General features: G+C 70.0%; 19 protein-coding genes. 10 read left to right on the forward strand and 9 right to left on the reverse strand.

Annotated elements, in window-relative coordinates:
• Positions 1 to 34: 34 nt before the first annotated feature.
• Together ACLIRP_RS06320 and ACLIRP_RS06325 are read right to left on the reverse strand one after the other, a co-directional pair.
• Positions 35 to 1,288 carry an alpha/beta fold hydrolase gene (locus ACLIRP_RS06320; RefSeq protein ID WP_412063116.1) on the reverse strand — a complete coding sequence of 418 codons (1,254 nt, stop codon included), beginning with the start codon at positions 1,286 to 1,288 and terminating at the stop codon, positions 35 to 37.
• 30 nt (positions 1,289 to 1,318) lie between these two features.
• The gene (locus ACLIRP_RS06325; RefSeq protein WP_412063117.1) at positions 1,319 to 1,465 is read right to left on the reverse strand and encodes a hypothetical protein; all 147 of its coding nucleotides are present in this window, start codon (positions 1,463 to 1,465) and stop codon (positions 1,319 to 1,321) included.
• A 55-nt stretch (positions 1,466 to 1,520) separates the two neighbouring features.
• On the opposite strand from ACLIRP_RS06325, the gene ACLIRP_RS06330 reads away from it, so the two are divergent.
• The 8 genes from ACLIRP_RS06330 (at position 1,521) to ACLIRP_RS06365 (ending at position 12,276) form a co-directional block, all read left to right on the forward strand.
• On the forward strand, positions 1,521 to 2,021 hold the full coding sequence (locus ACLIRP_RS06330) for an MOSC domain-containing protein (RefSeq protein ID WP_412063118.1): 501 nt from the start codon (positions 1,521 to 1,523) through the stop codon (positions 2,019 to 2,021).
• A 23-nt stretch (positions 2,022 to 2,044) separates the two neighbouring features.
• Positions 2,045 to 3,940: a DNA primase gene (gene dnaG / locus ACLIRP_RS06335; RefSeq protein ID WP_412063119.1), complete on the forward strand. Its 1,896-nt coding sequence runs from the start codon at positions 2,045 to 2,047 to the stop codon at positions 3,938 to 3,940.
• A 93-nt stretch (positions 3,941 to 4,033) separates the two neighbouring features.
• A complete protein-coding gene (gene ppk1, locus ACLIRP_RS06340; RefSeq protein WP_412063120.1) occupies positions 4,034 to 6,277 on the forward strand; it encodes a polyphosphate kinase 1 in 2,244 nt (747 codons plus the stop codon).
• 16 nt (positions 6,278 to 6,293) lie between these two features.
• On the forward strand, positions 6,294 to 6,782 hold the full coding sequence (locus ACLIRP_RS06345) for a plastocyanin/azurin family copper-binding protein (protein WP_412063121.1): 489 nt from the start codon (positions 6,294 to 6,296) through the stop codon (positions 6,780 to 6,782).
• 387 nt (positions 6,783 to 7,169) lie between these two features.
• Positions 7,170 to 8,489 carry an LVIVD repeat-containing protein gene (locus ACLIRP_RS06350; protein WP_412063122.1) on the forward strand — a complete coding sequence of 440 codons (1,320 nt, stop codon included), beginning with the start codon at positions 7,170 to 7,172 and terminating at the stop codon, positions 8,487 to 8,489.
• Between the two features lie 3 nt (positions 8,490 to 8,492).
• Positions 8,493 to 9,035: a hypothetical protein gene (locus ACLIRP_RS06355; protein ID WP_412063123.1), complete on the forward strand. Its 543-nt coding sequence runs from the start codon at positions 8,493 to 8,495 to the stop codon at positions 9,033 to 9,035.
• Between the two features lie 461 nt (positions 9,036 to 9,496).
• A complete protein-coding gene (locus tag ACLIRP_RS06360) occupies positions 9,497 to 11,173 on the forward strand; it encodes a multicopper oxidase family protein (protein WP_412063124.1) in 1,677 nt (558 codons plus the stop codon).
• Positions 11,174 to 11,637: 464 nt separating this feature from the next.
• Positions 11,638 to 12,276 carry a hypothetical protein gene (locus ACLIRP_RS06365; protein WP_412063125.1) on the forward strand — a complete coding sequence of 213 codons (639 nt, stop codon included), beginning with the start codon at positions 11,638 to 11,640 and terminating at the stop codon, positions 12,274 to 12,276.
• Positions 12,277 to 12,669: 393 nt separating this feature from the next.
• Here the strand turns inward: ACLIRP_RS06365 and ACLIRP_RS06370 are convergent, their stop codons facing one another.
• The 5 genes from ACLIRP_RS06370 to ACLIRP_RS06390 form a co-directional block, all read right to left on the reverse strand.
• Positions 12,670 to 13,263: a hypothetical protein gene (locus ACLIRP_RS06370; RefSeq protein ID WP_412063126.1), complete on the reverse strand. Its 594-nt coding sequence runs from the start codon at positions 13,261 to 13,263 to the stop codon at positions 12,670 to 12,672.
• Between the two features lie 141 nt (positions 13,264 to 13,404).
• Positions 13,405 to 14,067: a hypothetical protein gene (locus ACLIRP_RS06375; protein WP_412063127.1), complete on the reverse strand. Its 663-nt coding sequence runs from the start codon at positions 14,065 to 14,067 to the stop codon at positions 13,405 to 13,407.
• Positions 14,067 to 14,648 (reverse strand): GrpB family protein, encoded by a 582-nt coding sequence (locus ACLIRP_RS06380; protein ID WP_412063128.1) that lies wholly within the window; start codon positions 14,646 to 14,648, stop codon positions 14,067 to 14,069. The genes ACLIRP_RS06375 and ACLIRP_RS06380 overlap by 1 nt, the downstream gene beginning before the upstream one ends.
• 20 nt (positions 14,649 to 14,668) lie before the next feature.
• Positions 14,669 to 16,315, reverse strand: coding sequence for an ATP-binding protein (locus ACLIRP_RS06385; RefSeq protein WP_412063129.1), 1,647 nt, complete (start codon positions 16,313 to 16,315; stop codon positions 14,669 to 14,671).
• Positions 16,316 to 16,828: 513 nt separating this feature from the next.
• Positions 16,829 to 17,092: a hypothetical protein gene (locus ACLIRP_RS06390; RefSeq protein WP_412063130.1), complete on the reverse strand. Its 264-nt coding sequence runs from the start codon at positions 17,090 to 17,092 to the stop codon at positions 16,829 to 16,831.
• 117 nt (positions 17,093 to 17,209) lie between these two features.
• Here ACLIRP_RS06390 and ACLIRP_RS06395 point away from each other — a divergent pair, with 117 nt between their 5' ends.
• Entirely contained in the window at positions 17,210 to 17,845 is a 636-nt protein-coding gene (locus ACLIRP_RS06395) for a phasin family protein (protein ID WP_412063131.1), read from the forward strand.
• Positions 17,846 to 18,041: 196 nt separating this feature from the next.
• Here the strand turns inward: ACLIRP_RS06395 and ACLIRP_RS06400 are convergent, their stop codons facing one another.
• Positions 18,042 to 19,424, reverse strand: a complete 1,383-nt coding sequence (locus ACLIRP_RS06400; protein WP_412063132.1) for a wax ester/triacylglycerol synthase family O-acyltransferase — start codon at positions 19,422 to 19,424, stop codon at positions 18,042 to 18,044.
• Positions 19,425 to 19,549: 125 nt separating this feature from the next.
• Positions 19,550 to 20,629 (reverse strand): 23S rRNA (adenine(2503)-C(2))-methyltransferase RlmN, encoded by a 1,080-nt coding sequence (gene rlmN / locus ACLIRP_RS06405; protein ID WP_412063133.1) that lies wholly within the window; start codon positions 20,627 to 20,629, stop codon positions 19,550 to 19,552.
• 117 nt (positions 20,630 to 20,746) lie between these two features.
• Here rlmN and ACLIRP_RS06410 point away from each other — a divergent pair, with 117 nt between their 5' ends.
• The gene (locus ACLIRP_RS06410) at positions 20,747 to 21,322 is read left to right on the forward strand and encodes a hypothetical protein (protein WP_412063134.1); all 576 of its coding nucleotides are present in this window, start codon (positions 20,747 to 20,749) and stop codon (positions 21,320 to 21,322) included.
• Positions 21,323 to 21,325 lie beyond the last annotated feature (3 nt).

The following is a 21,325-nucleotide window of genomic DNA, read 5'->3' on the forward strand; positions in this document are numbered from 1 at the left end:
GCGCTCGCCCGGGGTGCCCGCCCAGCGGCACAGACTATGCCAACGGTCCGACATCGGGATCTGCTGACGGGCTCGGGACCGTTACGACGTCGACTTCGCCCTCCAGGGTACGGTGGACCGGGCAGCGGTCGGCAATCTCCAGCAGGCGGGCTCGCTCGTCGTCGGTGAGGTCGCCGTCGAGGCGGATGGTGCGCGTCAGGCGGTCGAGGTGGCCCTCGACCGTGGCGCAGTGGGCGCAGTCGTCGGCGTGGATCTTGGCGTGCGAGACCTCGGTGACCACGCCGTCGAGCGCGAGCCCCTTGCGGTCGGCGTACATCCGGAGCGTCATCGAGGTGCAGGCGCCGAGCGCCATCCCGAGAAGGTCGTAGGGGGTCGGGCCCGTTTCCGTGCCGCCGACGCGGGCGGGCTCGTCGGCGACGACCGTGAAGCCCCGGGCCGCAAGCACGGTCCGAAAGCCGCTCGCGCCGATCGTGGCCGTAACGGTCGCGTCGTCGTAGTCCCGGACGGGTTCGGGCTCGGACGGGCAGAGGTAGCGCTCTGCCCACGCCGCGAGCACGTCGGCGACGTAGCGGGCGTCGGCGGGGTCGCTCAGCAGGTGGTCGGCGCCGTCGAGCGAGACGAAGCTCTTGGGGTGCCGGGCGGCGTCGTAGATGTGCCGGGCCTGGTCGATCCCGACGGTCTGGTCCTGGGGCGAGTGGAACACCAGGAGCGCGCGGTCGAGCGCGGCGATCCGCGCGCGCATGGCGGCGTGCGAGTCGAGGTCGTCGAGGAACTGCTTGCGGATGGTGAACGGCCGCCCGCCGATGTCGACGCGCGCCGAGCCCTCGGCCTCGATGTCGGCTTCGGCGTCCGCCAGCAGGTGCCGGACGTGGCCGGGGTCGCACGGCGCGCCGACCGTCGCGATCGCGCGGACCGACGGGAGGTGCGCGGCCGCCGCGAGCACGGCCGCCCCGCCGAGCGAGTGGCCGACCAGCAGCTGGGGCGCGGCGTGGGTGTCGGTCAGATGCGCCGCCGCCGCCAGCAGGTCGCCGACGGTCGACGAGAACGAGGTGTGCTGAAAGTCGCCCTCGGACTGCCCGAGCCCGGTAAAGTCGACCGACAGCACGCCCATGCCCTGAGCCGCGAGCGCGGCCGAGATCTGGCGCACGGCGCGCAGGTCCTTGGAGCAGGTAAAGCAGTGCGCGACGAGCGCGTACGCGATCGGGGCCCCGGCGTCGGGCGTCTCGAGGCGCGCCGCCAGCCGGTGGCCGTCGGCGTTGGGGATCGTCAGTCGGGTGGAGACGGGCATGGCGCGTCGGCGCGGCGGGGGCGCGGGGCCTTACGCCGGGAGGTCGGTGTCGCCGTCGTCGTCGCGCACGTCGGAGTCGTCGTCGGCGCGGCCGTGCGTGGTGGGCTCGTTCTCCTCGTCGACCTCGGTCGTGGGCTTGTCGGCGGAGACATCTTGGGGGCGGGTCTGGTCGGGCATGGGACTCGGGAGAGGTGTCCGGCGTTGACCCGGGAGCCCGCCCCCCCGTTCCGCCGTGCCTGGCCGCGTCGTCCAGATCTTCCTCGCCCCCGCCGCCGGCGCGCCCGCCGTGGCCGTGCCGTCGGCGCGCGCCGTCGCGGGGCAGGGCCTGGAGGGCGACCGCTACGCCGCCGGCGAGGGCTCGTTCAGCCGGTGGCCCGGCCCCGCGCGCGACCTCACGCTGATCGCCGCCGAGGCGCTGGCGGACGCCGCCGACGAGTTCGGGGTCGAGATGGCGGACGGCGAGCACCGCCGCAACGTCGTGGTCGAGGGCCTCGACCTCCGTGCGGTGACCGGCGGCGAGATCACGATCGGCGACGTGCGGCTGGCGGTCGTGCGCGCGTGCGCGCCGTGCAAGTACCTCGTCCGGGTGACCGGCCAGGACCGCGCGTTCGACGCGCTCGTCGGGCGGGGCGGCGTCCGGTGCGCCATTCTTACCGACGGCGTCTTCTCCGTCGGCGACGCGATCGCGATTGACGCCGCGAGCCTGACGCGACGCCGTCACCTCCCGGGGTAAACTCTCCCGTCCCCACCACGCCCATGGCCAGCATCCCCGACTCCACGATCGAAGAGGTCCGCGCTGCGTCGGACCTGGTCGACGTGATCAGTGACCGCGTGCGGCTCAAAAAGCAGGGGAGCAGCTACATCGGGTTGTGCCCGTTCCACAACGAGAAGACGCCGTCGTTCAACGTGGTGCCCGACAAGGGCTTTTTCCACTGTTTCGGGTGTCGCGAGTCCGGGGACGTGTTCTCGTTCGTCCAAAAAATTGAGGGCGCAGGATTCCTCGACGCCGTGCGCCTGCTGGCGGACCGGGCGGGCATCGAGCTGACCGAGGAGGGCGCGAATCCCGAGGGCGACCGCAAGGCGTCGCTGCACGCGGCGCTGCGGTTCGCGGCGGGTTACTACTACAAGACGCTGGGGACGCCCGAGGGCGAGCGGGCCGTCGAGTACCTCCGGGGGCGCGGGTTCTCGAAAGAGGCCGTCCGCGAGTTCGGCATCGGCGTGTCGACGCCGGCCTGGGACGGGCTGGTGACGGCTGCGACCGAGGCGGGCTACAAGCCGGACGTGCTGGAGGCGGTCGGGCTGGCGAAGGAGCGCTCGGGTGGCGGCCACTACGACGTGTTTCGGGACCGGCTGATGTTTCCCATCCTCTCGCCGATCGGCAAGGTGCTGGGCTTCGGCGGCCGGATCCTGCCCGACACGCAGACCGGGAGCGACGACTACACGCCCGCCAAGTACGTCAACTCGCCCGAGACGGAGGTGTACCGCAAGAGCACTGTGCTCTACGGGATGAAGCAGGCCAAGCGTGCGATCCGGACTGAGCGCGAGGCGATCGTGGTCGAGGGGTACGCGGACGTGGTGTCGCTGTGGGACGCCGGTGTTCGGAACGTGGTCGCCGCGAGCGGGACGGCGCTGACGCCGCAGCAGCTCGACGCCCTTAAGCGGCTCGACGTGCAGCGGCTCGTCTTGCTGTTCGACGCAGACGAGGCCGGGCAGAGCGCGGCCCAGAAGGGGATCGACCGCGCGCTCGACGCCGAGCTGGCGCCGTACGCCGTGGCCCTGCCCGACGGCGCCGATCCCGATTCGTTCGTGCGCCAGTTCGGGACCGAGGCGTTCCGCACCGTCTTGCGCGAGGAGCGGCAGGACTTCGTGTCGTTCCTCGCCCAGCGCGCGCGCACGGCCGGCCGGCTGGCGACGCCCGAGGGCAAGGCCGAGGTCGTCCGCGACGTGCTCGCGACGATCCGCCGGATGAAGGATCCGATCCTGGTCGAGGGCTACCTCCGCCGCGCCTCGGCCGAGCTCGACGTGGCCGACACCGACCTGCGCCGCTTGTTCGGCGGCCAGAAGCCGAAGCCGCCGCCGCGCCGGTTCGAGGCCGAGCCCGAGGCGCCCGCGCCGATGGAGGTGCCCGAGGTCCGGCCCGAGGAGGCCATGCTGATCCGGCTCATGGTGGAGCACGGGAGCGCGATGGTGGAGCACGTGCTGACCCGGATGGGCGTCGACGAGTTTTCGCCCGGCGCGTCGCGCGAGGTCGTCGAGGCGTTGATCGCGCAGTTCCAGGCCGGCGCCGTCGACGCGGCCCCATTCGTCCGGGGCGACCACGGCGAGGCCGCGCGGATCCTGGTGACCGACTCGATGGCCGAGCGCCACGGGGGGCTGTCGGAAAACTGGACCACGAAGGTGGGCATCACGAACCTCGACCGCGACCGCGAGCCGTTCTCGGCCGCCGCCAGCGCCATGCGGCTGCTCAAGCTCGACCGCGTCGACGAGGCGATTGACGCGCTCAAGCACGACGTGCGGTCGGCCGAGCGCGCGGGTGAGGATCTCGCCGACCTGCAAGCCCAGGTGGGCAAGCTGCTCGACTTGCGCCGCCAGATCGAGAGCGGGGCGTTTATGGAGTGGGGCGGCGCCGCGCCCGACCCCTCGGCGGCGTAGGGACGCGCCGGTCTTCTTTCAGCTTCGGCACGGCGCGGGGAGCGCCACGCGCGTTGGGACGTAGCATGGGCCCGATCCCCCCCGAGCGCCCACATGGCTGACACGACCGACCCCGCCCACATCGACGCCCAGGGCGACGGGCAGCCCGACGTGCCGCACCACGACGTCGGCCCCGCGCCGGCCCCGGCGATGATGGACCAGGACCTGGCCGTCGCCGTCGTGCCGACGGAGGTGCCCAAGGGCGCGCCGCTCGACCACGCCTCGCTGTACTTCAACCGCGAGCTGAGCTGGATCGACTTCAACTGGCGCGTCTTTTTCCAGGCGCTCGACGAGCGGCACCCGCTGATCGAGCGGGTCCGGTTCGTGGCCATCACGGCCAACAACCTCGACGAGTTCTACCGCAAGCGGATCGGCGGGCTCAAGCGCCAGCTCGGCGCGGGCGTCCGCGCGCTCTCGCCCGACGGCCGGACGCCGCGCGAGCAGCTCGACCTCTCGACCGGCGCGGCCATCGACATGCAGCGCGAGCTCTCGCGCGTCTGGGAGGACGAGCTCCGCCCCGAGCTCGCCGAGGCCGGCGTCGTCGTCCGCGAGTACGACAGCCTGGAGGACGACGAGCAGGCGGCGCTTGACGCCGTCTTCCGCGACACCATCTTCCCGATCCTGACGCCGCTGGCGGTCGACTCCGGTCACCCGTTCCCGTTCATCTCGAACTTGTCGCTGTCGCTGGCGATCACGCTGCGGCACCCGTCGCGGGGGACCGAGCACTTTGCGCGCCTCAAGGTGCCCGCCGGCCGGGCCCGGTTCCTGCCCGTCGCCGGGACGCCCAACCACGTCGTCGCCGTCGAGGACGTGATCGCCAACAACGCCGAGGACCTGTTCCGGGGCATGGACGTGCTCGGCGTCTACGCCTTCCGCGTGACGCGCAACGCCAGCCTGGACCGCAGCGAGGAGGAGGCCGACGACCTGCTCTCGATGATCTCCGAGGAGCTCCGCGAGCGGAAGTTCTCCGAGGTCGTCCGGCTCGAGGTCGAGGCCGACATGCCGGAGCGCGTGCGCGAGCTGCTGGCCCGCGAGCTCGACCTCGACGGGCCCGAGGACATCGTCCCCGTCGACGGCCTGCTCGACCTGCAGGGCCTGTTCAGCCTGGCCGAGGCGGACCGCCCGGACCTCAAGGACTTGCCGTGGGAGCCGGTCGTGCCGATCCGGCTGCGGCACCTCGCGATGGACGACGACGAGGACATCTTCTCCGTCATCCGCAAGGGCGACCTGCTCGTCCACCACCCCTACGAGAGCTTCGCGGCGTCGACCCAGCGGTTTATCGAGGTGGCGTCGGAGGACCCGAAGGTGCTCGCGATCAAGCTGACGCTGTACCGGACGAGCCAGGACAGCCCGATTGTCCGCGCGCTCATCAAGGCGGCCGAGGCCGGCAAGCAGGTCGCGGCGCTCGTCGAGCTCAAGGCGCGGTTCGACGAGGAGAACAACATCGAGTGGGCCCAGAAGCTGGAGCAGACCGGCGCGCACGTGGCGTACGGGCTCGTCGGGCTCAAGACGCACGCCAAGACGACGCTCGTCGTCCGCGAGGAGGCCGACGGGCTCCGGACGTACTGCCACCTCGGGACGGGCAACTACAACCCGTCGACGGCCCGGTTCTACACCGACTTCGGGCTGTTCACGGCGCGCGAGGACATCGGCCAGGACCTGGTGGGCCTGTTCCACTTTCTGACCGGCTACGCGCCCGAGCAGGACTACCAGACGCTGACGGTCGCCCCGCGCGACCTGCGGTCCAAGTTCGTGGAGCTGATCCGCCGCGAGGCGGCGAACGCCAAGGCCGGCAAGAAGGCCCGGATCATCGCCAAGATGAACGCGCTCGACGACATCGGCATCATCAAGGAGCTCTACAAGGCCAGCCGCGCGGGCGTCCAGATCGACTTGATCGTGCGGGGCCACACGCGGATGCGGCCGGGCCTGCCGGGCGTCTCTGAGAACGTGCGCATCATGTCGATCATCGGCCGGTTCCTGGAGCACAGCCGGATCTACTACTTCCACAACGGCGGCGACGCGGACATCTTTATCGGCTCGGCCGACTGGATGCGGCGCAACCTCGACGACCGCGTCGAGGTGATGCTCCCGGTCGAGGACGAGACGGCGCGGGCGCGGCTGCAGCGGACGCTCAAGTTCTGCCTCGAGGACAACCGCCAGGCCTGGGACCTCGGGCCCGACGGCCGCTACACCCTGCGCTGGCCCGCAGACGGCGAGAAGGTCCACGCCTTCCACGAGACGCTGATGCGGCGGGCGCGGCGGCGGACCGAGGAGGACGACGCGGCGTGGTCACTCTAGGGTCGAGGCGCGAGGCATGAGGAACGAGATGTGGGCCGGAGCTGGCCGGTGGGTGGTGCTCGCGCTGGCCCTCAGCGTGGGCGCGTGCTCGGAGGCGCCCGAGATGTCGCCGGAGCAGCAGGCCGTGTTCGCCCAGCCCGTCGACGCCGAGTTGGTGGTGCCGGCGGCCCGGAACGCGATGCGGTACCAGGTCGGCACGATCACGGCGCCGGCGGGCGCGACGGTGCGCATCGTGATGGACAACTCGGCGACGACGAGCCCAGCGATGATCCACAACGTCGTCGTGGTGGCCCGGCCGAGCGACGTGGACCGCGTCGGGCGGGCCGCGGCGAGCGAGCGCGACAACATCCCCGACGACCCGGCGATCCTGACGTACACGCCGCTGGCGGGGCCCGGCGAGCGGACGGCCGTCGTGTTCACGATGCCGCCGGCGGGGACGTACCCGTTTTTGTGCACGTACCCGGGGCACTTCGCTTTTATGCAGGGGACGCTGGTGGCGGAGTAGGGGGACCCAAGGCCCGTGTGGGGAGGACGGAGGCCGAGGCTAGGCCTGTCTTACGAGGTCCCCTCTCCCGGCCGGGAGTGGGGTAGGGGGAGGGCGTTGTTGGAATGGAGCGCCTCGTCGATCGCCCTCCCCCCGCCCCTCCCGTCCGGGAGGGGAGGATCGTAGCGGCCTCGCTGGTCCCGACGGTTCGGAGTCGCTCCCAGACAGAGGTGCGTATGCCGACCCTCGATGGCAGAGGGACGGGCATTGGACGAGCCAGCACCGCTCCGTCGGCCTGCCCCCTATGACTCCTCCGTTCCGTTCGCCGTGGGGTGGAGGGGGCCGAGAGCGCGAGGGCGGGCGGTCCGGGTCGGCGTATTCTTTAGCCGCACCTCCACACGACTTGCCATGACTCGACTCCTTCTCGCCGCGGCCCTGCTGGCGGCCGCGCCGGCGCTGGCGCAAGAGACGCCCTGGACCGCCGACGACCCCGGCTCCGACAACCTGACCGTGCTCGGCCACATCCCGCTCGGCGAGGCGCTGAACGTGATGGACATGGAGGTCGAGCAGGAGCTGAGCCGCCCGTTCGCGTACGTCGCGCGGGGGACGGTCGGCGAGGGCCTGGAGCGGGGGACCGACTTTATCGACATCTCGGACCCCGCGAATCCGCGCGTGCTCTACCAGTGGCGGATCGAGGACAGCGACTTACACGTCGGGCTCGGCGGGATGGACATCAAGTACTTCAAGTGGGACGACCGGTACTACGTGGTGCAGTCGACCCAGTTTTTCGGGGGCGGGCCGAACACGGACCTCGGCGCGGTCATCTTCGACGTGACCGGCCTGCCGGACGCCGACACGGTGCGCGAGGTCGCCCGGATCCGCGAGCCGGACCTGCCGGGGGGCTTCCACAACATCTTTATCTACCGGCACTCGAACGGCCGGCCGTACCTGCTGACGACCACGGGCGGGCCGCAGGCGCACGCCTACGACCTGGGCAAGGCCGTCTCGGGTGAGGTGGAGACCTCGCTGGCGGGCGTGATCCCCGGGCCGGTCACGAACCTGGGCGCGTTCCAGTCCTACCACGACCTGTACGCGGGGTGGCACCCGGACTCCGGGCAGGACCGCTTCTACGGCGGCGGCACGGGCGGTTACTTCGTCTACGACATCTCCGACATCGCGAACCCGACGCTGGAGTTCTCGCTGACCGGCGTCAACGGCGTCAACTACGGGCACACGTTCACGCCGGACCCGACCGGGCGCTACGCCGTGACCGAGACGGAGTACAAGTACGCCCCGCTCCGCATCTTCGACATGAAGCCGCTCGTCGACGGCGAGCGCGAGTCGATGGGCTCGCCGATCTCGGCGTGGACGGCGCACTGGGAGGGGCTCGTCCACAACCACGAGGTGCGGTGGCCCTACGTGTTCGTCTCGGGCTACCACGACGGGCTCCAGGTGTTCTCGCTGGAGGACCCCCACAACCCGGAGACGATCGCGTACTACGACACCTACATCGGCTCGCGGGACGTGGGCGTGATGGAGGGCGGCGTGGCGAACGGCGCGTTCGGCGTGGACGTCCGGAATGCCGACGGGCTGATCTTGATCTCCGACATGTCGACGGGCTTCTGGACCTTCAAGATGGACGGGTTCGACGGGTGGCACGGCGACGACTGGGGCGTCCCGAACATCTCGTCCGCCCAGGACTGGGAGAACGGGCCCGGCGCCGACTGACCCATGCCGCTCGTCTCGCTCCTGCTCGCGTTTCTGGTCGCCGCGCCGTCGGCGGGCCCGCTCACCGGGGCGAGCCCGTTCGCGGTGTGTGTCGGGGACCCCGAGCCGCCGCCGTACTACGCCATCGACCTGAAGACGACGCGGCGCGTGCCGGGGAGCGAGCGCGCGAGCGGGGTCGTGGGCGTGGCGTTCAAGGCGTCGCCGTTCGGCGTCGCGCTGTCGCCAGCGGGGGAGTACCTCTACACGCTGGATGTGGCGATCTCGGACCTGGCGCCGGCGCCGACGGGGGCCTACGTGGTGTGGGTGACGACGCCGGATCTGTCGCGCGTCGAAAAGATCGGGGTGCTCGACGACGGGCACCGGATCCGAGGCGAGGTGGCGTGGAACAAGTTTTTGGTGGTCGTCTCGCACGAGGCCGAGCCCCAGGCGGCGACGCGCTGGAGCGGGCCGATCGTGCTGCGGGGGCTCTCGCGGAGCGGCCGGATGCACACGATGGCCGGGCACGGGCCGTACGACTCGGAGCCGTGCGCGGTGTACGGATATTGAGGGGGCTGGCGCGGGGCCTCGGGGGCTCGCGCGAGTAGGGCCGGCGCCCTTCTGAAGCGTTGCTGGCGTTCCCCCAACGTGACCGCCTCCGCCCGCTGGCGCGGTCACCTCCCCCCTAGGGGAGGAGTTTTTCGACACACTGATTCGGCTATACCAATAGTCATTCCCGCGAAGGCGGGAATCCTGAGTCCGGAGATGCTCCACCAAGTCAGCTCCAACCCCTCGACGCTGTCCGCAAGCGTGGCAGGAGGCTCGCGGGCCATTGCCACCATTCTGGATTGGCTGGCGCCTTCCCTAGCGGGGGCCCGCCTTCGCGGGAATGACGGCATTTAGAAAGGTCAACGATTACTTACGGCCCTGCTATGCGTTTTTTCCTTTCCCTGCTCGCGCTTGCACTCGCTGTTCCTGCTGCGGCGCAGGATCCGGAGGAGATGGACCACGGCCAGATGGATCATGGGGACATGGATCACTCCGGAATGGACCACGGGGGGATGGACCACTCGGGGCACGACATGGGCGCGAGCGACGGGCCGCTGCGGTGGCGGATGGTGCCGATGGACCCGACCATGTCCATGATGCCGGGGATGATGGAGGCGGTGCCGACGGTCGGGCCGTTTCTGGCCGGCGAGGGGCTGGACCCGATGGAGTTTCCCGAAGGCCAGCCCCGACAGGTGGTGCCCGTCGCGGACGGGGACACGCTGCACCTCGACGCGTCGCTCATCCGGCGGACGATCGGGGGGAGGACGTTCGTGATGTACGGTTACAACGGGCAGTACCCGGGGCCGCTGATCCGGGCGGACCGGGGCTCCAAGATCACGGTCCACTTCACGAACCACATCGAACTGCCGACGACGGTCCACTGGCACGGCTTGCGGCTGGACAACCGGTTCGACGGGATCCCCGGGGTGACGCAGCGGCCGGTCGAGACGGGGGAGTCGTTCACGTATGAGCTGGTGTTTCCGGACGCGGGCGTGTACTGGTACCACCCCCACATGCGGGAGGACATCCAGCAGGACCTGGGGCTCTACGGCAACCTGCTCGTGGATCCGGGCGCGGCGGACTACTATGGGCCCGTGAATCGGGAGGAGGTCGTGGTGCTGGACGACCTGCTGATGGACGGGGCGGGGATCCTGCCGTACGGCGACTCGTCGCCGACGCACGCGCTGATGGGGCGGTTCGGGAACGTGATGCTGGTGAACGGGGCGACGGACTACGGGCTGTCGGTCGACCGGGGCGAGGTCGTGCGGTTCTACCTCACGAACGTGGCCAACTCGCGGACCTTCAACGTGGTCTTCGGGGGCGCGCCGATCAAGATCGTGGCGTCGGACGTGTCGAAGTACGAGCGCGAGCAGCGCGTGGGGTCGGTCGTGATCGCGCCCGCGGAGCGGTACGTGGTGGAGGTGCGGTTCAACGAGGCCGGCGAGGTGGCGATCACGAACACGATCCAGGCGATCGACCACTTCCGGGGCGAGTTCTACCCGCACGTGGACACGCTGGGGACCGTGTCCGTCGCGGACCGGGCGGCGGTGCCGGATCTGGGCGAGGCGTTCGAGACGCTGCGCGTGAACGCGGACGTGGGGGACGACATCGCGCGGTTCCGCCCGCACTTCGACCGGGCGCCGGACCACGCGCTGACGCTGACGCTGCGGCACCAGGGGCTCCCGCTGTCGACGGTGCGGATGATGGAGGCGGACACGCTGTACAAGCCGCCGGTCGAGTGGAACGACTCGATGCCGATGATGAACTGGCTCTCGACGGCCGACGAGGTGACGTGGGTGCTCCGCGACGACGCGACGGGCCGGGAGAACATGGACATCCACTGGTCTTTTGAGACGGGGGACGTGGTCAAGATTCGCCTGTTCAACGATCCGGAGAGCTTCCACCCGATGCACCACCCGTTCCACGTCCACGGCCAGCGGTTCCTGGTGGTGGCGCTGGACGGGCAGGCGACGGAGAACCTGGTGTGGAAGGACACGGCGATCGTGCCGGTGGGCTCGACGATGGACATCCTGGTGGACATGACGAACCCGGGCGAGTGGATGGCGCACTGCCACATCGCGGAGCACCTGCACTCGGGGATGATGCTGCACTTCAGGGTGACGGGCGAGCAACGGACGCCGGGGGTGGCGGGTCGGTAGCGGGCGCCAGCGGGTAGGCTCCCTACGGTTCGGGGGCCGGCTGAAGACCGGAATTGTGAAGCGGTTTTGACCGGGCGATCGGCGCCTTCGAGAGACTGATCGGCGCCTTCGAGGGGCTGATCGGGGGTGTCGAGAGAGCGATCGGAAGCGTGGAGGCGACGATCGGCGACGTCGAGGTCGCGGTCGGGGCTGTGAAGGGCGAGATCGGGGGCGTGGAGGTCTGGATCGGCGGTGCCGAGAGGGTCGTCGGCGACTTGGAGGGCGTGATCGGCGGTGTGGAGAGGGGGGTCGGCGAGGTGGACATGGCAATAATTGGCGTTGAGGTCGAGGTGATTGTGCGGGTCGTGGGGGTGTGGCTCGACGGGGGCCTAGACAGCTGGCGTGCGGGTCGTCTCGTCGATGCTCCGTCTTGTACCTGTGTGGGGTGTGCCCTACTCTTGACGTGCGTCCTCACCTTCGTTGCCATGAACGACTACCAACGCGCCAAGCTCGACAGCTACCGTGCCACCGTGTCCGCGCTCGACCGGTACCCCGCCGAGGTGGCGGCGGTCGCGGCGCTGCAGCGCTCGGTCGACTGGATCCGCGCGCGCGTCGGGGAGCTGGAGGCGGCGGCCGAGCAGCAGGCGGCGTATGTGGCCCGGGGCGAGGCGAAGGACGAGGTGCTGGAGGCGCTGGCGGAGGCGACGGTGCCCGTGGCGCAAGCTCTGGCAGCGAAGGCGGACGAGGCGGGGGACTCGGTGGCGGCGGACCTGTACGACTTCGAGCACACGGACATCACGCACAGCACCGACCAGGACGCCATCGACCGGGCCGGGATCGTGCTGAAAGGGGCCCAGGCGGAGGACCCCGTGGAGCTGGCGGACTACGGGGCGACGACGGACGACGTGGCGGCGCTGGCGGCGGCGTACGCGGACTTTCGGGAGGCGCTGACGGAGCCGCGCGACGCGATCGTGGAGCGGCGGGTGCATACGGAGGCCGTCGAGCGGCTGGTGCCGGAGATCGGGGCGCACCTGCGCCGGCGGACGGACCGGCTGATGACGCGCTACCGGAAGACAGCGTTCGGGACGGAGTACAAGACGGCGCGGACGATCATAGACCCGTGAGGAGGGCTCTACCACACGTGGCGACCCGTTAACGCCCCTCCTCCTGCCTTTTCTTGTTCGCGAGGACCGCCAGGATCCCCGTCAACATCGCAAGGGGTCCGACCAGGAGGAGCGGGACTGGATTCTCCGTTCTGGCCACCGCGACGGCAGCCCATATCGCCCCGACCACACTGAGGACGGCGCAAATGATGGCGAGGGAAGAGAGCGTCTTGGACGACATGTGCGACGTGTTAGGAAGCGTCAAGGCTCAGAAGCGCGGTAGAACGGTTGACCTCTCAGTTGTCGAGAGGCAAGCCAGCGCGTTTGAACGAAGTCTAACCACGCGGACGAGCCGAGAACGCAGACGCCCCAGTCGGGCTGCAGGGGGGGGCATAGCGGATTTGAAGCCGACGCTCAGTTCGAGGCCCAGTCCTCCTCGAGCGGAACCCCGGCTGCGACCCACGCGGCGATGCCGGTGGAAGACTCTTCTACCGGCCGACCGTCGGAGACGGTCACGAGGTACTCACGTGGCCCAAAGACGTAGAGGATGCGACCCTCAGGTCCGCTTGGATGATCGATGGTCGTGACGTCGCGCTCAAACACCAGGATCATCGGTGTGGCAGGTTCGCAGCCGGCCTGGTTGAAGCAGTGCTCGACGATGCCCGTATTAAACCAACTCCGACCTGCCAAGACCTCGTCGAAGTGACCGAAAGCCGAGAGGAACTCTATCCCCTCCTCCCAATCGTAGTTCTTGATGACCGCGACGGCCGAGAACCGCTTGCCCTCCGCTTCGGCCCGAGCCTGTAGCAGCGCCTTGGCCTCGTGAACCGAGCGCTGCACCGCTGGCGTCCTCGACCACCCGCAGTCCTGGTTCGTGAAGAGGACCATGACGAGGTCGGTGCCAGGGCCTTGCTCGAAGGTCGAGATGTATGGCTCCGTGGCGGATCCATTCTCCTGAGATAAGGCGGGAGCGGCGACCAGCAAAGCAAGGAGACAGAGGTTGCGCATGATCACCCGAGGTATAGACTGTATCTCCTACCGACTTCCTTCCGGCGGTGATCCGTAGCACAGGCAGCACGACCGAGTAGCACTGAGAGGGTGGTAATGGGACGAAGCGGACGTGGCGATGGCGCCCGCCATTCCCGGTCCCTAAGACTCTCCTTGACTCGGCTCGGACCTTTCCTCGACGACGCTCGCGAACGCTCGTGAACGCCCAGGGTCGTCGAACGCCAGGCCCGCGAGTCGGCCGGCGAGCAGGATCGCCCTCTCGATCGACGCCGGAGTCATCTGCAGGTCCAGCGCCTGGAGTCCCGTTCGAATCTCCGACTGGACGCCGTCCGGGGCCGACCAGTACCCGTGTGTGACTGCACGGTAGGAGGCCAGAACCAGGTCGAGCGCGACGACGGTGCGCCCTCGGGCCAGCGCATGGTGAGCGGCGTGGAGCGCGAACCAGAACTCGTCGGTCCCTGGAGCCGACGCCTTCGGGGCATCGGCCTGGGCATCGCGCTCGCTCCGGAGCACCTTGATGTCGTACTGACGGCCGTCCCGCAGGAGGACGCGGTGCAGCGCTCGGTGGGCGCCGGTGTAGCGCTCGCGCCCGAGCACGTCGCCTTCGTCGAACAGGTCGAGCACGGCCTGCTCGTCGCGTGGATCCAGACCTACGACCGTGAGGTCGAGGTCGGAAAGGACGTCGTGCGTCCCGTCCGCAAACGAGCCGGCGGGCTGGACGGACCGCGCGCCCCGGCGGCCCAACGCCTGGGCGATCCGCTCGAACTCGGCCGCGTGCCAAGCCTTGTGCGCGGTGCCGTCCATCAGACGCCGATCGTCCGGAGCGCGGCGGCCACGAACGCCTCCTTGCCTGCCGTGTAGGCGCCGCGGTCCTCCGGGTGGGCCTCGGCCAGGCTCCTCTTGAGTGCCTCGTACGCGCGAGCGAATTCTGGGTCCTCCCGCAAGCGGTCTCGGAAGGCGACGTGCGCTCGCCAGAATCCGCTGCCGACCGTCGTGAGCGAGAGGTGGTGCGTCCGGCGGTCGGTGGGCCCCTTGGCAAAGAACACCCGGTCTGCGGCGTCCCCATTGGGTCGGTGCGTGTACCCGAGGCGTTCGACCGCGCCGACCAGCGCTCGAGCGGACTCCATTGAGGGGACCGCGACCATCATGTCGAGGATGGGCTTGGCGGCCAAACCGGGCACGGCGGTGCTCCCGACATGTTCGACAGGGCCTCCCCGGTCGCCGAGCGCGTCTCGGAGCGCCTCGGCCTCCGTCTCGAACAGCCGAGGCCACGCGATGGCGGAGGGGACGACCCTGACCGTTCCTCTCGGCAGTCCTAACATGTTGTATGGGCCGTGGTAGAGCAGGTGCCCGCTCAGCCGCAGCACGGGGATGGGATGGTGCAACCTAGGCACCGGCGCGGCGCTTAGAACAGCGAGCCCATCTCCCTCGCCAGCGCGGCGGGCGTCTCCGCCTGCGGCCCGCCCATCCGCGCCTTGACGTCGGCGAACAGGTCCGGCCCGTAGTCGCGCGTGCGAATCGTGATCGGCATCGGGACGGCGTGGCCGAGCAGGAGCGCCTGCTGCTTGGAGTCGAGCGAGGCCAGAATCTGGCGCAGGCCGGAGGCGCCGGGCGTGCCGACGAGCGCCGCCGCGATGTCCTTCTCGTCGTTGAGTTGGGCGACGAGCTTGGTCCCGATCTGGCTGAGCACCTCCTCGTCGATCCCGCTCGGCCGCTGGTCGACGATCAGGAGCGACACGAAAAACTTCCGCATCTCCCGGGCGATCTTGCCGAACGGTGTCTCTTTGGCGGTCTCGGGGCCGAGGAAGTTGTGGGCCTCCTCGATGGTGATGAGGAGTTGCTGCGGCTTGTCGGCCTCGCTCTGGGACGCCTCGTACGCCTCCATCTTGCGCTCGTAGCGCTCGCGCAGGCGCCGCGTGATCACGTTGGCGACGAGGAGGTAAACCAGGAGCGACTTGTAGCGGCCGAACTGCAAGACGACGGACTTGCCGCGGTCGAGCGCCTCGAACAGCTCCTCGACGGCGTCGAGCTTGCCGGTCGACGGCTCGGTGTGGAAAAAGGGGAGGCCGTCGAGCCGGTCGAGCTTGCGCTTGAGGGCGGAGAGCGCGCCGGGGTGGGCGCCGACGGTCTCGGCCATCTCCTCGATGGCGGCGGGCTCGGCTTCGAGGAGGGTCGCCAGCCACCGCTTCCCGTAGGCTTTTTTCAGGCCGTAGGTGCTCTCGGTCGCCGTGGCGTTGAGGTTGAGCGTCTCGCGCAGGGGGAGCACGTCGGCGGGCTCGACCTGGTCGGCGTAGAGGTGCATCTCGACGTCGGCCGACTGGTTCCGATTGCGGAGGGCCTGGGGGTCGAGCGTGAACAGTTGGACGCGCGTGGGGAAGAGGTCCTTCAAGCCCTTGACGAAGGCGCCCTCGCCGGTGCCAGACTCCTGGCGGACGGCGTACCCGTACTCGCCGTGCACGTCGAAGACGAGGGAGGCGGCGCGATTCGTGGCGATCGCGCCTGCGAGAATGAGCCGGGTGAGGAAGCTCTTGCCGGTGCCGGTCTTGCCGAAGACGGCGTTCGAGCGCTCGACGAAGCGCGCAAGGTCGATGCAAACGGGCGACTCCATGCCGAGCGGGGTGCCGACCCAGAAGTAGCGGTCGCCGCCGTCGGCGGCCTCGCTGCCGAACACGCTGGCGACGTCGTCGTCGGTGGCTTCGCCGACGCCCGAGAAGTGGGCGGGGATGGTCTTGACGGGCATGGTGTCGCCGCCGCCGACGCCCTGCTCGACCATGAGCTGGGGGCGGAGCGAGACGGTCGCATACGTGCTGGAGCCCTGGAGCACGCGGCGCAACAGGTCCTCGTCGGCACCCGGGGGCCGGAGCAGGATGCCTTCGTTCGCCGCGTCGATCCGCAGGTCGGTAATGAGCGAGAAAAAGTCGTACCGCTCGCCCTCGACGACGACGAAGGTGCCGGCCTTGACCGACTCGACGGACCGGGCCGGGTCCAGCTTCATCTCGACGCCCTTGCCGAGGGAGCCGTGGGTGAGGACGCCGACGCGAGTTCGCTGCATGACCGGGGGGGCTTTGGCGCAAGCTAGCGGCGCGGGTGGCCCGGCTCCGTGTCACACGGGGGGCAGGACGCTTGCGGATCCTCGCGGACTGTCATCCTGAGCGACTGGTCTGAGGAGGCAAGCCCCTGCCAACAGTGTCATCCCGAGCGCACGCGAGGGATCTCAGCTCAGCCGTCTAGCTCATCCTGCCGTTTTTCGCGACCCGGAGGGTCTCGCTGAGATCCCTCGCCAGCTGGCTTCGCCGACCTTCGGTTCGGGATGACGTGATCTTGAGGGCGTACGCGTTCCTGGGAAACAGGCGCCAGCCAACGATCGGGAAGGGTCTTGGCACGGTCGTCTAGCCCATCCCGCCGTCCGTCGCGAAGCGGATGCTTGCGTTGGCTGCGCCTTCCCTACGGGTGGAGATCCCTCGCAGGCTCGGGATGACGCTGTAGGGGGTCGAGTGCTTGGCCCAGCCCGTGTCTCATGACAAGGCTGGGAGCACCTCGCAAGGCTGGGAGCACCTCGCGAGGTCTACTCCGTGGGCGGCTTGAGGAGGCCGTCGCCGGTCTGGCCCTTCTTGCCGAAGAGCGAGTCCAGCACGTCCTGGCGGGTCAGCAGCGCCGTCAGGCCCGTGATGACGAGGTCGCCCATGAGCCGCTTGGTGGTCCCCATCCGGAACAGCGTCCGAAACACGCCCGTGACGGTCTTGAACAGGAGCGGGACGATCAGGAGCGCGCCGAGAAACCCGAGCGTGACTTCGAGCAGGGACCGGGTGGTGGGGGACGAGTTGGCCATCGGGAGCAGAGGGGAGAAGGGAGGGGTGCTACCCGCGTCGCCCCACCGCGTTTCCCGGACCCGCGGAACGCAAGGTGGGTCCTGAGGGGTAGGACAGCTCCATCTGCCCCCCTGACCATGGCCAAGTCGAAGTCGAACAAGCCGAAAAAGCTCCCGAAGTCGCTCCGCAAGGGGAGCCTGCCGCGCCCGGTGTCGGACGTGCTGGCGGCCGGCCTGGGCGCGCTCGAAAAGGCCCAGAAGACCGGCAGCGACTCGTTCGACGCCCTGGTGTCGGTGGGGTCGCGAGTGGTCGAGACGGGGAGCGACGCGGCGCGGGGCGCGTCGAGCCAGGTCGAGAAGGCGGCGTCGGCCGTCGCGAGCACGGCGAAGGGCGTGGCCGACGGGGCCGCGCAGACCGTGACCGGGAGCATCGAGACGGTCGTGGAGGTGGCGCTCGGCAAGCTCGGCGTGCCGGGCCGCGACGAGGTGCTCGCGCTCCAGGCTCAGGTCCAGAAGCTGGAGGCCAAGATCGCGGCGCTGGCGGCGGCCGAGTCGGCCCAGCCCGCCGAGCGCTCGGTCTACGAGGTCCGCCCCCACGAGCGCGGTTGGTCGGTGACGCGCGTCGGCGCGGGCCGCGCGAGCGCCGTTCACGGGACGAAAAAGGAGGCCGTGCGGGACGCACGTCAGACGGCCCGGGCGCACGCGCCGAGCACGCTGGTGGTGTTCAAGACGGACGGCGACGTGTCGGAGTCGCAGGACTACGAGGCGGACTGAGGGACAGGCCCCGCGATAGGGCGTCGTGCCTGCTGGCGACGTCCCCACTCCAAGCCGGGAGAGGAATAGCCTAAGGCTTGCGCCAGCCAACACGCGGCGTCAGCAGGGCCGAGATGGGGTCGTCGGGACGGGGGGCGTGTTGCCCGTCCCCCTCCCCCGGCCCCTCCCGTCCGGGAGGGGAGGTTCGGAACAGCCTCTACTCAGACGGTACGGGGACGCCGAACTCGTCGGCGAGCGCGGCGATCTCGTCGGCGAAGGCCTGCGCCAGCCGCGCGGGCTCGGCGACGTAGGCGGCGTCGGTCGTCACGCCCACGCGGATCGAGCCGTCCAAGCTGATGACGCTGATGCCCATGCCGATGTCGCCGGCTTGCGGGACCCAGAACATGATGGTCCGGATCGGGGCGCCCATGATGTGCAACGTCTCTTGCGGGCCGGGGACGTTCGTCAGGACGCCGGAGGCCTTTTGCTCGAAGATGTTGACGACCTGACGGTGGACCCACATCGGGGCCCGGCCGATGGACTGCAGGATCCCGAAGACAACCGCCGGCTCCTTTGACCGCTTAACGGCGTCCATCCGCTCTTTCGTCACACGCAGGCGGCCCGCCGCGGTCGGCTCGCCGATGGGGAGGGCGACGAAGACGAGGCCAAACGAGTTGCCGAGCTCGTGCGCGCGGTCGAGCGGGCGGACGTTGAATGGCGCGGCGACGCGGACCGTCACGTCATCGACGGACTCGCCGGCCTCGGCGAGGAACCGCCGGAGCGCGCCGGCCGCCGTCGCCATCACGACATCGTTGACCTTGGCGTCCATCGCCTCGCCGATGCCCTTGAGAAGGTCGAGCGGGATCGGGTCGGTCCACGCCGCGCGCTTGTCGATGGAGGCGTGCCCCTTGAAGACGGTCTCCGAGTCGGGGCGCATCGCCAGCAGGTGGCCCAGGCTTGCGGTGATGCCGCCGACGCCCTTGAGGCGGCGGCCGAGGTGCGAGGGGTGGAGGAGGAGGTCGGCCGTCTCGGCGCCGGCGCCCTTGAGGGTCTGGGCGACGCGAGCGCCGAGGGCGGGCTTGGCGCGCTTGCGGGGCCGCACGGCCGGAGCGTCGTCGGCGAAGTACTCGTCGACCGCGTGGATCATCACGTGCATCAGCGCGATCCCGTCGCCGATGACGTGGTGGATGCGGACCACGACGGCGCTCCCAACGGTCCCGTCGCCGTGGTCGACGTCGTGGACGAGGTGGAACGTCCACGGGGAGTGGGCGAACGAGAGTGGCTCGCTCATCAGGCGGCTGACCAGCGTCTGGAGCCCCGCCTTGCCGCCGGGCGCGGGGAGGTCGGCCTCGAAGACGTGGCGGTCGAGGTCGAAGTCGTCGGGCACCCAGCGAGGGCGAGAGGAGCCGGCCCCCTCGATCCGCATCCGGAACCGGTCGAACCGGACGAGCCGGTCGCCGACAAACGCGCGCAGGTCGTCCAGCGAGAGCCGGCCCTCGACGCCGAAGATGCCCGTGATGGTCATCGGGTTCGTCGGGCTCTCCATGCGGAGCCAGGCCGAGTCGGGCGGGGTGACGACGAACGGGCGGGGCGTGTCCATGCGGGCGGGGAGCGGGGACGGGAACGTAGCGTCAACCGGCGAGGCTGGGCTAGGGGGCGCCAGCGCTCGCGGACGCAAGCACGCAAGCGGGGCGGCGGCCCCACTCACTCAGCTCCCACGCGCGGCTACGCCCCCTCCGCAACGGCCAGCTGCCCGCACGCCGCGTCGATGTCCTGCCCCCGGCTCCGGCGGACCGTCACGCGCACCTTGCGGCGGACGAGCGTGGCGATAAAGGCGTCGAGCGCCTCTTCGTTCGACGACGAGAAGTCGGTCCCCTCGACGGGGTTGTACATGATCAGATTGACCTTGCACGGCGCCCAACTCGCGATCCGGGACAGGTTGAAGGCGTCCTCGACGGTGTCGTTGACGCCCGAGAACAGGCAGTACTCGTACGTGACCGGCTTGCCGGTCGTCGCGTAGTAGTGGCGGACGGCCTGCCCGAGCGCCTTGAGGTCGGTCTTCTCGCTGCGGTTGACCGGCATGATGGCGCTCCGTTGCGGGTCCGTCGGCGCGTGCAAGCTGATCGCGAGCCCGGCGCCCGGGACCGTCCCCGCGGCGACGTCGTCGGCGAACTGGCGGATGCGGCGCGCGAGCCCGACCGTCGAGACGGTGATGCGCTTGGGCGACAGGCCCAGCCCGGTCGTGAGCAGCGACAGCGACTCGGTCACGGCGGCGTAGTTCTGGAACGGCTCGCCCATGCCCATGAACACGACGTTGGTGACGCCGCGCCCCCAGCGCTCATTCGCGATCCGGTCGAGGGCGTAGACCTGCTCGGCGATCTGGCCGGGCGTGAGGTTCTCCTGGAAGCCCATCAGGCCGGTCGCGCAGAACGAGCACGCCATCGCGCAGCCGACCTGCGACGACACGCAGACGGTCAGCCGCTTGGCCGAGCCGTCGTCGTTGACGTCGGGGATCAGCACCGACTCCACGAGCCGCCCCGAGGGGAGCCGAAACAGACACTTGATGGTCTCGTCGGTCGCGAGTTGGCGCCGGACCTCGACGAGCGTGCCGAGTGTGGCGCCGGCCTCGAGCCGCTCGCGGAAGGCGGCGGGCAGGTCGGTCATCGCCTCGAACGACTCGGCGCCCTTTTCGTGGATCCACTTAAAGAGCTGGCGGCCCCGGAAGCGCGGCTCGCCCATGTCGACCGCGAGCGCTTCGAGCGCGTCGACGTCGAGGGAGCGGAGATCGGGGAGCGTGGCGTCCATGGGGAAAGAAACGGCGCGAGCGGGGGCCCGCGCGTGGGCGTCGGGGGAAACGGCGGCGAAGCGGCGGCGCGGCGCGCGTGAAGCGTAGTAGGCTTGCAACGTGCTCTCCGCCGCCCGATGCGCCTGCTCCTCGCCGCTTTCGTTCTCCTTCCGCTCGCCGCGAGCGCCCAGACCGTCGACGCGGTCCCGGTGATCTTCCTGCCCGGCGGCGCCGGCGCTGAGGGCTGCTACGCGCAGTGGTCGACGCGCTCGGCGGTCCGCGCCTACAGCGCCCCGACGCGCGCCAGCGAGCACATCCGGACCGTCGACGGGCAGCGGCGGATCGACGCCAACGATTATTCGGAATCGCTGACGGCCGTTTTGCAAACGGGCATGCTCCGGGCGCTGCGGATCACCGAGGCGGAGGGGACGCCGCTCAACGGGTCCGGCGACTACCGTGAGGTCCGGCTGGGCGCGGGCGACTCCATCGAGATCCTGGCGAATGGCCCGGAGGAGTCGGTGTTTTTTCTCTGGGAGGGCATCGCGTACGCGGGATTCGTGCCCGGCTTTTATGGCGGCGACCGCTACGAGGTCGTCCGCCGCCCGGTCACCGAGTTGTGGGTGCGACTGAGGGAGGCGGGGGAGGGGCGCCCGGCGTCGTGGGTCAACACGGCGCAGGCAGGGATGGCGCCGCGCGAGGCATTCTGCGAGTAGCCC

The organism is Rubrivirga halophila, assembly GCF_046845755.1.
Lineage (GTDB): Bacteria > Bacteroidota > Rhodothermia > Rhodothermales > Rubricoccaceae > Rubrivirga.

Coding starts and splice junctions, on each gene's coding strand:
- ACLIRP_RS06320 (WP_412063116.1), bottom strand. CDS start 1,288: ATGCCCGTCTCCACCCGACTGACGATCCCCAACGCCGACGGCCACCGG.
- ACLIRP_RS06325 (WP_412063117.1), bottom strand. CDS start 1,465: ATGCCCGACCAGACCCGCCCCCAAGATGTCTCCGCCGACAAGCCCACG.
- dnaG (WP_412063119.1), top strand. CDS start 2,045: ATGGCCAGCATCCCCGACTCCACGATCGAAGAGGTCCGCGCTGCGTCG.
- ppk1 (WP_412063120.1), top strand. CDS start 4,034: ATGGCTGACACGACCGACCCCGCCCACATCGACGCCCAGGGCGACGGG.
- ACLIRP_RS06345 (WP_412063121.1), top strand. CDS start 6,294: ATGAGGAACGAGATGTGGGCCGGAGCTGGCCGGTGGGTGGTGCTCGCG.
- ACLIRP_RS06350 (WP_412063122.1), top strand. CDS start 7,170: ATGACTCGACTCCTTCTCGCCGCGGCCCTGCTGGCGGCCGCGCCGGCG.
- ACLIRP_RS06355 (WP_412063123.1), top strand. CDS start 8,493: ATGCCGCTCGTCTCGCTCCTGCTCGCGTTTCTGGTCGCCGCGCCGTCG.
- ACLIRP_RS06360 (WP_412063124.1), top strand. CDS start 9,497: ATGGATCACTCCGGAATGGACCACGGGGGGATGGACCACTCGGGGCAC.
- ACLIRP_RS06365 (WP_412063125.1), top strand. CDS start 11,638: ATGAACGACTACCAACGCGCCAAGCTCGACAGCTACCGTGCCACCGTG.
- ACLIRP_RS06370 (WP_412063126.1), bottom strand. CDS start 13,263: ATGCGCAACCTCTGTCTCCTTGCTTTGCTGGTCGCCGCTCCCGCCTTA.
- ACLIRP_RS06375 (WP_412063127.1), bottom strand. CDS start 14,067: ATGGACGGCACCGCGCACAAGGCTTGGCACGCGGCCGAGTTCGAGCGG.
- ACLIRP_RS06385 (WP_412063129.1), bottom strand. CDS start 16,315: ATGCAGCGAACTCGCGTCGGCGTCCTCACCCACGGCTCCCTCGGCAAG.
- ACLIRP_RS06390 (WP_412063130.1), bottom strand. CDS start 17,092: ATGGCCAACTCGTCCCCCACCACCCGGTCCCTGCTCGAAGTCACGCTC.
- ACLIRP_RS06395 (WP_412063131.1), top strand. CDS start 17,210: ATGGCCAAGTCGAAGTCGAACAAGCCGAAAAAGCTCCCGAAGTCGCTC.
- ACLIRP_RS06400 (WP_412063132.1), bottom strand. CDS start 19,424: ATGGACACGCCCCGCCCGTTCGTCGTCACCCCGCCCGACTCGGCCTGG.
- rlmN (WP_412063133.1), bottom strand. CDS start 20,629: ATGGACGCCACGCTCCCCGATCTCCGCTCCCTCGACGTCGACGCGCTC.
- ACLIRP_RS06410 (WP_412063134.1), top strand. CDS start 20,747: ATGCGCCTGCTCCTCGCCGCTTTCGTTCTCCTTCCGCTCGCCGCGAGC.